Annotated in this window: 12 protein-coding genes; 8 read left to right on the top strand and 4 right to left on the bottom strand. The window is 63.4% G+C overall.

The window, feature by feature from the left end; translation table 11 throughout:
• Positions 1–72: 72 nt before the first annotated feature.
• Entirely contained in the window at positions 73–1,416 is a 1,344-nt protein-coding gene (locus ACCQ08_RS13485; RefSeq protein ID WP_373450080.1) for an SGNH/GDSL hydrolase family protein, read from the bottom strand.
• A gap of 111 nt (positions 1,417–1,527) precedes the next feature.
• On the opposite strand from ACCQ08_RS13485, the gene ACCQ08_RS13480 reads away from it, so the two are divergent.
• From ACCQ08_RS13480 to ACCQ08_RS13470, 3 genes are all read left to right on the top strand, one after another.
• A complete protein-coding gene (locus tag ACCQ08_RS13480) occupies positions 1,528–2,439 on the top strand; it encodes a LysR substrate-binding domain-containing protein (protein WP_373450079.1) in 912 nt (303 codons plus the stop codon).
• A 451-nt stretch (positions 2,440–2,890) separates the two neighbouring features.
• Positions 2,891–3,862, top strand: coding sequence for a ferritin-like domain-containing protein (locus tag ACCQ08_RS13475; protein WP_373450078.1), 972 nt, complete (start codon positions 2,891–2,893; stop codon positions 3,860–3,862).
• Positions 3,863–4,231: 369 nt separating this feature from the next.
• Positions 4,232–5,584 (top strand): Nramp family divalent metal transporter, encoded by a 1,353-nt coding sequence (locus tag ACCQ08_RS13470; protein ID WP_373450077.1) that lies wholly within the window; start codon positions 4,232–4,234, stop codon positions 5,582–5,584.
• Positions 5,585–5,686: 102 nt separating this feature from the next.
• Here the strand turns inward: ACCQ08_RS13470 and ACCQ08_RS13465 are convergent, their stop codons facing one another.
• Together ACCQ08_RS13465 and ACCQ08_RS13460 are read right to left on the bottom strand one after the other, a co-directional pair.
• A complete protein-coding gene (locus ACCQ08_RS13465; RefSeq protein WP_373450076.1) occupies positions 5,687–6,739 on the bottom strand; it encodes a fibronectin type III domain-containing protein in 1,053 nt (350 codons plus the stop codon).
• A gap of 16 nt (positions 6,740–6,755) precedes the next feature.
• A complete protein-coding gene (locus ACCQ08_RS13460) occupies positions 6,756–7,484 on the bottom strand; it encodes a right-handed parallel beta-helix repeat-containing protein (RefSeq protein ID WP_373450075.1) in 729 nt (242 codons plus the stop codon).
• A 290-nt stretch (positions 7,485–7,774) separates the two neighbouring features.
• Between ACCQ08_RS13460 and ACCQ08_RS13455 the strand changes: the two genes are divergently transcribed.
• From ACCQ08_RS13455 to ACCQ08_RS13445, 3 genes are all read left to right on the top strand, one after another.
• Entirely contained in the window at positions 7,775–8,071 is a 297-nt protein-coding gene (locus tag ACCQ08_RS13455; RefSeq protein WP_373450074.1) for a cupin domain-containing protein, read from the top strand.
• Positions 8,072–8,176: 105 nt separating this feature from the next.
• Positions 8,177–8,584 carry a GFA family protein gene (locus ACCQ08_RS13450; protein ID WP_373450073.1) on the top strand — a complete coding sequence of 136 codons (408 nt, stop codon included), beginning with the start codon at positions 8,177–8,179 and terminating at the stop codon, positions 8,582–8,584.
• A gap of 143 nt (positions 8,585–8,727) precedes the next feature.
• Positions 8,728–9,180: a GNAT family N-acetyltransferase gene (locus ACCQ08_RS13445; protein ID WP_373450072.1), complete on the top strand. Its 453-nt coding sequence runs from the start codon at positions 8,728–8,730 to the stop codon at positions 9,178–9,180.
• 188 nt (positions 9,181–9,368) lie between these two features.
• Here the strand turns inward: ACCQ08_RS13445 and ACCQ08_RS13440 are convergent, their stop codons facing one another.
• On the bottom strand, positions 9,369–10,553 hold the full coding sequence (locus ACCQ08_RS13440) for a serine hydrolase domain-containing protein (RefSeq protein ID WP_373450071.1): 1,185 nt from the start codon (positions 10,551–10,553) through the stop codon (positions 9,369–9,371).
• Between the two features lie 165 nt (positions 10,554–10,718).
• Here ACCQ08_RS13440 and ACCQ08_RS13435 point away from each other — a divergent pair, with 165 nt between their 5' ends.
• The gene (locus ACCQ08_RS13435) at positions 10,719–11,609 is read left to right on the top strand and encodes a LysR family transcriptional regulator (protein WP_373450070.1); all 891 of its coding nucleotides are present in this window, start codon (positions 10,719–10,721) and stop codon (positions 11,607–11,609) included.
• An 83-nt stretch (positions 11,610–11,692) separates the two neighbouring features.
• On the top strand, positions 11,693–12,148 hold the full coding sequence (locus ACCQ08_RS13430) for a hypothetical protein (protein WP_373450069.1): 456 nt from the start codon (positions 11,693–11,695) through the stop codon (positions 12,146–12,148).
• The last annotated feature ends 3 nt before the right edge of the window (positions 12,149–12,151 follow it).

The following is a 12,151-nucleotide window of genomic DNA, read 5'->3' as shown; positions in this document are numbered from 1 at the left end:
CCCGCAGTGCATGCAGGGCCAGGCGCAGCAGCAGAAGTGCGAGCCGCAACGGACGACACCGCATAGCGATGGCTAGCGCGCCTGCGGCAACGCACCAGCGGCCTTTGACTCCAGGCCCGGTAGCAGGGCATCGAGCGCAACGGCCTCGGCCATGGCTCTATGGCCTGCATCGCCGGGGTGCAAATGGTCTCCCGAGTCGAATCGCGCGGCGATGCGTGCCGGATTCGCTGGATCGCGCAGCGCCGCGTCAAAATCGATGACGGCATCGAACGCTCCGCTGTGGCGGATCCAGTCGTTCACCTGTGCGCGCAGCGCGTCCTTGCCGGGTTGGTAGTAGTCGGCCAGCGGCGTGCCGGGCAATGCACCCTCGAATGGCGTCAGGGTGGCACCGAGAACGCGAATGCCCCGGCTGTGCGCTTGCGCAATCAATTGGCGGTAGCCCGCGGTCAGGGATGCCAGGGTGGGCGGCTCTGCATGCTTTGCAAACGCGGTCCCGGGCCAGGATATGTCGTTGATACCCAGCAGCACGATGACGCTTCTCACCCCAGGTTGCGCCAGCACATCACGCTCCAGCCGCGCCAGCGCATTGGCGCCCATGCCATCGGACAACAACCTTGCCCCTGAGATCCCCGCATTGACCACCGCCACGCCATGCGGCGCCAGCCGGGCAGCCAGAAAGTCCGGCCAGCGGCTGTCCTTGTCCAGGCTGGCTGTGGCGCCATCGGTGATGGAATCACCCAGCACCGCCACGGCGCGCGCGGCCGGCCCGGTCTCCACCGCAATCCCGGTCAGCAATGGGCGGGCTGTGGTGCTTTGCCTGTCGGGATCGGTGATCTGCAGGCTCGGCGCCTGGGTTTGATCGCCGGGCACGATCCAGCCCGTCTGGCGGCCATCCCAGTGGAACGTGCTGATCGGTGTGGCCTGGGGCAGGTACAGGCTCACCGCCACCTGAGACAGCGCCGGCACCGGGAGCGCCACCGGATCGCTGACCCAGGAGGCCCCCGGCGGTATCGTCACGCCTTCCCGACCGCCAAAACTGACGGCCCGCAGGCTGCCATCGGTGACCGCGCCAGCGGCGCTGGCCTCCCGAAAACGGGCCACCGTCGCCTTGCCCACGAAGAGCGGTTGCTTGCCGTAGGCGTTGGACAGCACGATGCGCAAGCGCTCGCCCCCCAGGCTGATGCGCGCCACCTGGCGCACGGTTTGCGCATGCAACGCGGCCGGGAGGTGGGTCGGAAACAGAAAATCCGTACCCCACACGGGCTGCGGGCTGGCCTGCCAGGTGGCCACCCAGCGGTTGCCGGGAGCAGCATCCGCTGCCCGTGCGGGCACTACGGGCACGGCGCCCAGCGTGAGGGTCAACGCCAGCATCGCGGCGGCTTCGGCGCTTGCGAGCGGCACAGTCAGTCTTGTCATATCAGTGAATTCGAAGTCTTTGGAAGAACGGATGATGAATTCAAAGACCAGATTGGCATAGACTGGCGGCAAGAACATCATTTGTGAATTGATCTCATCAAGGAGGCCCGCATGGCGCGTCTGGAAGTCAATCGGTCCGGCGAACTGGAGGTATTTGTGCGCGTGATCGAATCGGGGGGCTTCTCCGCCGCTGCGCGCGCCTTTGGCATGACGCCTTCTGCGGTCAGCAAGTTGGTAGCGCGCCTGGAACAGCGGCTGGGCACCAGGCTGGTGAACCGGTCGACCCGGCAGCTCCAGCTCACGCCCGAAGGCTGCGTTTTCTACGAGCGCGGGGTGCGTATCCTGGCCGATCTTGAAGAGGCAGAGCATTGCGCCAGTACACACACTGCGCCGCGCGGCCGGCTGCGTGTCAATGCCAACGTCCCCTTCGGCCACCATTTTTTGCTGCCGCTCGCGCCTGCCTTTCTGGCGTCCCATCCCGACGTGACCCTGGATATCGTATTGACCGATGCGGTGATCGACATCCTGGAGCAGCGTACCGATGTGGCCGTGCGTGCCGGGCCGATGAAGGATTCCAACCTGGTGGCGCGAAAGCTGGGCGGCACACGCATGCTGATTGTGGGGGCGCCCAGCTACCTGGCCCGCCATGGCATGCCCACCACGCCGCAGGAACTGCAGCACCACAACCGCCTGGGCGCAAACTATGCCCGGGCGCAACCGGGCTGGCCGCTGCGGCACGCTGGTGAAGATACCGTCCTTCCCATCAATGGCAATGCGCAGGCCAGTGACGGCGAAGCCTTGCGCCAGTTGGCGCTGGCGGGGCTGGGTTTGGCGCGTCTGGCTGCCTTCCAGGTACGCGAGGACGTGGCCGCAGGCCGCCTGCTACCGGTTCTTGAAGACTGCAATCCGGGCGATATCGAAGAGGTACACGCCGTCTATGTCGGCCAAGGCGGCTATCTGCCGCTGCGCGTGCGCGCTTTTCTTGATTTTCTGGTGCAGACGGTCGATCTCGGCAAGCATTGAGGCAGACAAAGGTACAAAGACGGGTTAAGAAATTCCTAACAGCGGTCAACCATCGGCTCGTTGGGTACCCCATCCAAAACTGCAACAGTGTGCACTTGTCGTTCAGCCCGGCATTGGTCAGCTCCAGCACAGGCAAGCGCAGCCGATGGCTCCTGGATGCCGTCCAGGCCGTCGTTGGTGTCACAGCCTTCTAGACCCAGCAATCCAAAAATTGGTAATCCCCCACTCCTCCCGACGATTTGGAAAGAAGCGGCGAATTGTAAAGACGCCAACATTGGTGAATCCATCTTGCCACCTGCTGCGTACACCGCAAGTAGCAAGAGTCGACATCCTCCGTCTCCACTGACAAGGATTTGGTGCTGAGCTGCTTCTTGCTGCACCGTGTGCCCTCCGCGTGACGGCGCATTCCTCTGTAGGTAGGCGCGTTTAGCGCAACTCGAAAGGAAATCACATGTCTGACGAATCAGTGTTGATAGGTGTATTGCAACAGCGGGCCAGGAAATTGGAAGACCGGCGTCAATTCTTCCGCAAGACCGGAGGCATGGCAGCGGGTATGGCAGGCGGTGCCATCCTGACGGCTTGCGGGGGTGGTGGCAGTGATGCCAATGCGCAGAACAACGGCCCGACCGATTTGGAGATCCTGAACTTTGCGCTGAACCTGGAATACCTGGAGTCGCAGTTCTACCATTACGCCGTGTTTGGCACCGGGCTGCCTGCCAATATGCAGTCCGGTACTGGTACGCAGGGCGGTATCACCGGCGGGCGGGCGGTGGCTTTCAAGGACCCGCTGGTCGCGCAGTACGCCAAGGAGATTGCCCAGGATGAGGTGGCCCATGTGGCCTTTTTGCGCAAGGCGCTGGGCTCTGCAGCGGTCGCGCAGCCACAGATCGATATCGGCGGCACCGACCCGAACGGGGCCTTCTCGGTGGCCGCACGCGCAGCCGGTCTGGTAGGTGCGGGCGTGGCCTTCGATCCCTATGCCAGTGACGAGAACTTCCTGCTCGGCGCGTTTATCTTCGAGGACGTGGGGGTGACCGCCTACAAGGGCGCCTCGCCGCTGATCACCAACAAGACCTACCTGGAAGCTGCTGCAGGCATTCTGTCTGCCGAGGCCTACCACGCAGGTCTGGTGCGCACGGTACTCTACGCCAAGGGCCTCGCCACGCCTGCGCTGCGCTCGGCAGCCGGCGCCATCTCGGATGCGCGCGACAGCCTCGACGGCTCCTCCGATGTGGACCAGGGCATCACCGGGGACGACAGCACCTCCAACATCGTGCCGCTGGATGCCGACGGCATTGCCTACAGCCGCTCACCCGGCGACGTGCTGAACATCGTCTACCTGACCAAGGACTCTGCCACCAAGGGCGGCTTCTTTCCGGCAGGCGTCAATGGTGCGCTGGTGATGAGCACCGCCCACGCTTGACGCGTTAGTTCAACCTGCCCCTTTCCGGGGCAGGAATGCCGCAAGACGGATCTGAGACCGGTGTTTCTCTGCCTAGGAGTTGCGATGAAGTCCATATTGTCTCCATCCTCGCAAGCAACGGCCCCCAGCAAGACGCGGCGGCTGAGACCCGCCACGTTGCTGCGCCGTTGTGTAGGGAGCTTGATCGTCCTGGCAGGACTTGCCATTGTCACCTCGGATGTGCTGGCACTTTTAAACGGCGCCATCGCTGCGGGGCCAGCTGAAACACCCGCTTCCGCTGCGCTGCACCTGGCACCGGCCTCCAGATAGGGAGCGACCATGCCGCCACCTGCCTTCACCACCTGCAGCCCCCTCCACAACGAAGGGGGCATGCCAAAGCCAGAGGCCTCAGGCAAAGCGGATCCAGACAGCGTGAAGTCAGGCATCCCCAGCCTGCCCCAGGTTCACCGCAGCATTGCGGTGCCGGGCGGCACCAGCTGGTCGGCCAACGCAAGGCGCATGCTGGCCTTTGCCGGGCCCGGTTATCTGGTGGCGGTCGGGTACATGGACCCCGGCAACTGGGCCACCTCGATTGCGGGCGGATCTCAGTTTGGCTATTCGTTGCTGGCGGTGATCTTTGCGTCCAACCTGATGGCGATGCTGTTCCAGGCAGCCGCAGTACGGCTGGGTCTGGCCAGCGGGCGCGACCGGGCCCAGGCCTGCCGCGAACAGTTTCCGCCGCGCATCAACCTGGTGCTCTGGTTCTTCTGCGAGGTCGCCATCGTGGCCTGCAACCTGGCCGAGGTGTTGGGCATGGCCATCGGCCTGAACCTGCTGTTTGGCCTGCCACTGATCGTGGGCGTATGCATCACGGTGGTCGATGTGATGCTGATTCTTGCGCTGCAAAGTAGAGGGTTTCGCGCGCTGGAGGCAGTCGTCATCGCGCTGGTGGCCTTGATCGGCATTTGCTTCGGCGCCCAGCTGCTGTGGCTGCACCCGCCGCTCGCCACGGTGCTGTCCGGCTTCATTCCGCGCTCGGAGATCGTGGCCAACCCGGAGATGCTCTACCTGGCCGTCGGCATCGTTGGCGCGACGGTCATGCCGCACAACCTGTATCTGCATTCGGCCATCGTGCAGACGCGTGAACACAGCCGGACCCTGGAGGGCACACGCCAGGCGATCCGCTTCGCTACGATCGACTCCACCGTGGCGCTGGGTTTGGCGCTGTTCGTCAATGCCGCGATCCTGGTCGTGGCAGCGGGTGCCTTTAACCGCCCGGGAACACCCCCCGTCACCGAGCTGTCAGACGCCTACCATTTGCTGTCACCTATCCTGGGAGTCGGCATCGCCAGCGCAGTGTTTGGCACCGCCCTGCTCGCCTCGGGCCTCAGCGCTTCGGTAACGGGCACCTTGGCGGGCCAGATCGTGATGGAAGGCTTTCTGCAAATTCGTCTGTCGCCGGCGATGCGGGCGCTGCTGACCCGGCTTATCGCCATCGTGCCCGCCGTCATCGCCACCGCCTGGTACGGCAACGAGGGCGCCAGCGCGCTGCTGGTGTTCAGCCAGGTGGTCCTCAGCATGCAGCTGCCGTTTGCGATCGTGCCGCTGCTGATGTTCACGACCCGCCGCAATGCACTGGGAGCGCTGACCTTTGGCCGGCCCATGTCGATACTGTTGTGGAGCGGTGCAGCCCTCGTCGTGTCGCTGAACCTGTGGATGCTGCAAAGGCTTTTAACGCTGTGAGGCAGCTCCGTTGGCGCCCTTTGCAGAATGGCGCCCTGATGCGCAACGCGCCCATGGACAGTTCATCGTCACCCGGCTGGGCAAGCGGTATGCAAAGGCTTGTCAGCGCCGCAGAACACGCACGGCCCTGCGCCGGGCACCCAAGCCCACGCCGCCGAGCACCAGCAACGACGCCAGCAGCGTGCTGAGCAGGCTCCAGGCGGGTATGGGGGCCGCTGCTGCCGCAGGCGAACCGGGCACCGTGACCGGTGGGCTGCTTGGCCCGCTGCCCACGCTGGTCTGCGCTGCCACCGTGCAGGTGTAAGCCACGCCTGGCACCAAGCCGGAGACTGCGATGGGGGACTGCGTGCCGGTGGCCGTGATGGTGTCACCTCCGCCCGCGGGCACGCACTGCGCCTGGTAGCCCGTGACGGTCTCGGTGGGGGTGGATGCGACGGGAGGGAAAGTCAGGGTGACGGTATTGCCTTGCCTGTCTGCGCCAACACTCGCCGGAGGCGTGACATCGGAGGAGATGACACTGACCGCGTCCACCCCGAAGAACAGGCTCTGGCGATTGTCCACCTCGGCGAGCCGCAGACGAATCGTGCGCCCTGCATAGGCGGTCACATCCAACTGAATGCTCTGGTAACCGCCAGCGGTTGCGCCGCCAGACCATTGAAAGACATTGGCCAGGACACCTGCTCCCACATCGTTCCAGGGCGCTGCCGGATCCATGATGTCGATACGTGCCTGCTGGTTGGGCACCGTCAGAAAGTCGAGGGTCGCGGGTGCTACCGAAGGAGCAGCGGCATTTTGCAGATAGACCTGCACGCTCAGCGTTGCGCTCTTGCCTGACGGAATGGCGATGTCCTGGTACAGCGCATGCGCGCCAGGGCCGGGCTGATCGGACATCGCCGCAAACACCCCTTGGGGCGGCGCGGCGACGGCGACAGGCGTCAGCGCACTTTGGCTGCCCTGCTGGGCATAGAAGCCGCCCTGCGATCCTGGCTGTGACATCGCCTGCCAGCCGCTAAAGCCCATGGAACCTGCGCCGGCGTTTTGCTCAAAGCCGCCATTGACCACCAGCTCTGCAGCGTGCGCAGCAGGGGTGAGGATGCCGGCCAGCAAGACCAGCGCCGTGCCGCTGCCAAGCCGGTAGTGTCGAGGACATGCCATGACGATCCCCTGCTGCTCAGCGCTCGTACAGCGTTGCGGTGGGCGTGCTGGGGCTGGTATTGCCCTCCAGACGATTATTGTTATAGGTCGTCACATTGCCTGCGCTGATGCTGAACGCGGTGGCGTTGCCAAACAACGAGGAGTCGGAGAGATAGAGTTTGCTGTTGGCATCGCTCAATGAAATGCCTGCGGTGCTGTTGTTCACGATGTCAGCGCGTTGCACCAGCAACTGCGCATTGGCGCCGCTCTGCACTTCAACGCCCGTCTGAAAGCCTTGAATCTGGGTGTGCTCAATGACCACCTTGGACGCGCGGCGGACCTGAACCCCGGACTGGCCCGAGCCCGCTCCTTCGACATTCAGATTTCTCAGAACCACAGTGCCATTGGCGTGGACTGCCGGGTCGATATTGATGATGATGGCGTTCGTTCCAGCGGCCAGCACGCCTGCGGTGCCAGACGCTGCTCCATCCAGGGAGATAGGTTTGGTAATGGTGACTGCACCAAACCCACCGGGATCAAGGCTGTTGATCAGACCCCCGGTGGCAGTTTTGGAGATGGCTCCGGCAAAAGTCTTGCAGGGCGCCGTTCTGCTACAGGGATTGGCGTCGTCCCCGACCCCGGACACCCAGGTTCGCGTAGCCTGGGCAAAGGCGGAAGGCGCCGCCATGACGCCTGCAAGGGCCACCAGCGATGCCGCCAGCAGCGGAACCCCGCGAGAATGGATCCGGCTCAGATGGATGCGCATGGCTGCCTCGTTCGCAAATGTGGATTAGTTATCGAAATGTAGCTCTACCCCTTTGTTTCCACCCTCGTGTTTACCCTGGATCGTGCCAGTGAGGCGCTTTATCACGCCGGCACCGGGCAACTGCTGACCCGCCTAAAAGTGACGCAGGTGATAGGCACATCATCAAAATAAATGCACGCACGAAACCGATGCGCCCTTGGGGTAAAGTTGGTTCTTTCAGCGCATCTGCGGTGCTTGCGACGCGCACGGATGGTGGCTGCTGGTTGATCGAGACTGGAAAGTAGACAAGCATGTCCTTATTTGACCTCCATACCATCGCCGATGGTCTGCCCGCTGCGTGGCGTTCCACCGTGTTGGGCAAAGTGGGCGCGTCCAACATCAAGTTGCTGCGCATGGATCAGATGCCCTATGGCGAAGAGGTGCACGACTACGACGAGGCGTTGCTGGTCGTCAGTGGCCAGATGATGCTGGAAGTGGCCGGCCAGGCCCTGTGTGTGGAAGCGGGTCAGATGTACATTGCCGAGGCGGGCGTTCCTCATGCTGTTCTATCCGGCAGCCAGGGCATTCTGGTGATTGTGGACCTCTGACCTGCCGAACCTGGGGTGATGAGCTCGACTGCAAAGCCTGGGTCATCCTTAGCCCTGACCAACGTATCAACGCCACTGCGACGGCGTTTCTAAAAAAGGATGCGCATGAAAGTAGCAGGCCGATGCCTATGCGGCGCCATTGAATTTGAGGCAGAGGTGCAACCAGGCAGCATGACGGTCTGCCATTGCCTCGATTGCCAAACGCACTCGGGCTCAGCGTTCAGAGCCAATATCTCTGCCCCGGCGGCCGGTTTCAAACTGACCAAGGGCGTGCCGCGCACCTTCGCCAAGACGACTGCCAGCGGTACCAAGCGCAATCTGGCGTTCTGCGAGACCTGTGGCAGCCCGCTGTATGCCTGTGCCGTGGAGAATCCGCAGGCCTACTCGCTGCGCACCGGCGTCCTCCAGCAACGCGATGCGCTGGGAACCCCACAGCGGGAGATCTGGACGAAACGGCGCCGGCCCTGGGTGGCCCTTGCAGGGGTGAGCGAGACACACGACGGTCAACCCTGATGCGATGGATTTTTGGCAGCCTGGCAATGGGGAGCCTGTGTGCCGGCCAGATCAGCGGCTTTTGCGGCGGGCAGCCTGCACGGGGGCCGGCTGAAGGCCAGTCCCTGCGAAACCCCGCGTCTGTGGATCCGTCCTGAGCACCTATGAATTTCACCATTCGTCAAGCAACCGCGTTCGATGCAGAAGCGGCCAGCCACCTTGTCACCGGCTTGGCGCATTACTTCCTCGCTGATCCGGCTTCTGCGCAGGCCGCTCCCTTCATGGCAGGACTGAGCCCCTCGGCCTACGCTGAGCGGCTCAGCTCCTCGCCATTCAAGCATTACGTTGCAGAGGACGCAGCCGGATTGTGTGGCATTGTGGCATTGCGCGACGGCTCGCATGTCTACCATCTGTTTGTGCGGGCGGATGCCCAAGGCCGGGGAATCGCTCGCGCCCTTTGGCTGCATGCCATGCATCAGTCAAGCCACGCCACGTTCACGGTCAACGCCTCTCTGCATGCAGTCCCGGTCTATGAACGCTTGGGCTTTGTTGCCGTGGCTGGCCCACAGCGGCTCCATGGTGTGGCCTTCGTGCCGATGGTTTATGCCCATGAGTGAGGACTTGGCCTTGGACAAGAATGCGATGTCTTCGGCCTCTGGCAAGCGCTTGGCGTTGTATATCTGTATGCGATAAAGCCAGTGGTACAGCAGTATGCGCGTGACGTTCCTGAGATGGACTGCGCCGCAAACCTGGTACATCGCTGAAAAGAAGATCCCTACCTCATGCGCTACGAAGTCTTAGGCGGTCACCGCGGGATGCACTGATAGACGGCATCCCGCAACTCCGTCACAAACCGCCCGGACATCCCCTCGTACAAGGTATTCGTCAGCGCCACCACCGTGAGCCCTCGGGGCCGGTCTACCCACCAGGCATGGCCATAGGCGCCGCCCCAGCGCCAGGTGCCGGGCGATTCCGGTGACTGCGCCAGCGCGGGATCGCGCAGCACCGAGAAGCCCAAACCAAACCCCAGTCCCGGGCCAGCGGCCAGTTCGAGCCCCTGGGTTTGGTCACGTGCCATCTCGGCGATCAGGTGCTCGGGCAGCCAGCCGCCCTGGCCGCTGCGCAGCGCTTCCAGCAGGCGCAGCAGATCATCGGCCGTGCCGACCATGCCGGCGCCGCCAGAGGGAAAGGCGCTTGCATCCAAGGCGCGAGACGGGCTGTAGACGATGCCCACCGTGCCTTCGAACGGGGCCACCACCTCGCCCTCTCGAAGGCGATGGGGCACCGGGCCACCGTTGACATAGGGCGTGGCCAGGCGCGCCGCATCCCGGCAGACAAAGCCGGCATCGGCCATGCCCAAGGGGCGCGTCACCAACGCCTCTACCGCCTGCGGCAAGCGGGTGTTGCATACCGCCTCGATCAGCGCACCGAGCACATCCACCGCCAACGAGTAACCCCAACTGGTGCCCGGCGCGTACAGCAGCGGCACCTTGGCGATGCGGCGCAGGTTCTCCTGCAGGTCGATGCCGCTGGCATCCATACCGTCGGATACCCCCGCTTGGGCATAAGGCCCTTGGTCGTCTGTCTCAAAAAAGCGGTAGCCCAGCCCGGCGGTATGGCTCAGCAACTGCCGCACGGAGATGCGCGCTTCGCGCCCGTCCGGCAAGCGGGGGCGAAAGGTCGGCAGCCAGGTGGTGATAGGCTCGTCCAGGTCCACTCGCCCATCGGCTACCAGCCGCATGACCGCCGCACTGACAACGGGCTTGCTGACGGAGGCCCAGCGAAACACCGTATCCTCGGCCATCGCGATGCGGGCCTCCCGGTCCGCCCAGCCAGCTGCGATGCGGCATAGCGCCAGCCCATGCTGGTAGACAAGCACCACGGCCCCCACCAGGCGCTGCTCGGCCAGGGCGGTATTCAATACCTGGGCGACCAGTGCCCACTGCGCCGCCCCGCCAGAAACACCCGGCTGTACACGGCTGTGGTGCATGTCTGAAACTGATAAATCCATCGCATCGCTACCTTGGTTGGAACACAGGCATCAGCTTAGGCAGCCAGCGATCCCAGAAAAACTAGGATAGAGTTCCGCACTTTCAGGACTGCAATGTCCGCAATCATGGGCCGTGACACCGGTCCAGAAACGCAGGTGAAACGCATGGATAGCCTCAACGCATTTACGGTGTTTGTGCAGGTGGCCGAAACCCGCAGCTTTACAGCGGCTGGCCGGCTGCTGGGCATTTCTGCATCCGCCGTGGGCAAGAGCGTGGCGCGGCTGGAGGAAAAGCTCGGTGTGCGCCTGTTCCACCGCAGCACCCGCAGCATCACCCCGACGGCCGAAGGCCTGCTGCTGCTGGAGCGCAGCAGGCGCATCCTGGCAGAGATCGAGGCGGCACAGACGGAGCTGTCACAAGCCTCGTCTGCACCCCGGGGGCGGCTGCGGGTGAGCCTGCCCTTGGTCAGTACCTTGGTGCTGCCGGTGTTGGCCGATTTCATGCGCGACTACCCGGACATCCAGCTGGACCTGGATTTTTCCGACCGCCTGGTGGATGTGGTGGAAGAAGGCTTTGACGCTGTGGTGCGCACCGGCGAGCCGGCCGATTCGCGCCTGGTGGCCCGCAAGCTCGGCCATTTCAAGATGCTGCTGGTGGCGTCGCCGGACTACATCGCCGCCCATGGCATGCCCCGGCAGGTGCAAGACCTGCAAGCCCACCAATGCATGCATTTCCGCTGGCCCCACAGCGGCAAGCTGGAGGCCTGGCCGCTACCGCCGCCCGACAGCGGCGAGCCCGTCAACCTGCCCGTCTCGATGGTCTGCAACAACATCGAAACCCGCGCCTGCTTTGCGCTGCGGGGACGCGGCATCGCCTGCCTGCCTGACTTTGCGATCCGCGATGCGCTGGCCGATGGCAGGCTGTTGCAGGTCATGCCTGGGCTGGCGGAGCGCACCGGGGTGTTCCACATTCTGTGGCCTGCAGGCCGGCATGCAGCGCCCAAAGTCAGGGCGCTGGTGGACTATCTTTGTGCGCGGATGTTTGCCGACCATTGATCGCATTGACAGCTATCTCTCTTGAGAGGACAACGTGGCATGCAGGCAACCCAGCGGTCAAAACAGGCTGCTGAAGACCCAGAATGTTGTCGATCCCTACAAGGCATCGGCATTTCACAGTGTGTGATGAAGGCCATGCGGTCCCGAAAGCAACAACGTTACAGATAGAGATGCTCTTCAACATTGACCTCAAAGCGATCCTGGTCGCGTTTGCCGTGAGCTATGGTGCGATCGCACTCGTACTGCAGAAAATCACGTTTGCGCTGCTAACCGCCTTATTGCCCGATACCCCCTTCTACGGATTTGCGCCCGCTTTTCTGATCCTGTTGTTCCTGTTGTTTCCGCCTGGGCTCTCAGGCTATGTGGTAGCCAAAATGGCGCGTAACCGTCCGCAGCTCCATGTTTTGCTGAGCGCTTTACTGGGTGCAGCGCTTTACGCGATCGTCAGCAAGTCAAACGCGCTCATCTGGTCACTGATCCCCATGGTCTTGACCTGGCTTGGCTTTGCTGTCTTGGTGTGGCAGAACAAGCGACGCTAGCCC

Source organism: Comamonas sp. SY3 (assembly GCF_041730275.1).
In the GTDB taxonomy this organism is placed as follows: Bacteria; Pseudomonadota; Gammaproteobacteria; order Burkholderiales; family Burkholderiaceae_C; genus Comamonas; species Comamonas sediminis.
The sequence above is the reverse complement of the archived record's forward strand: the minus strand, read 5'-3'. Positions and strand labels throughout refer to the sequence as shown.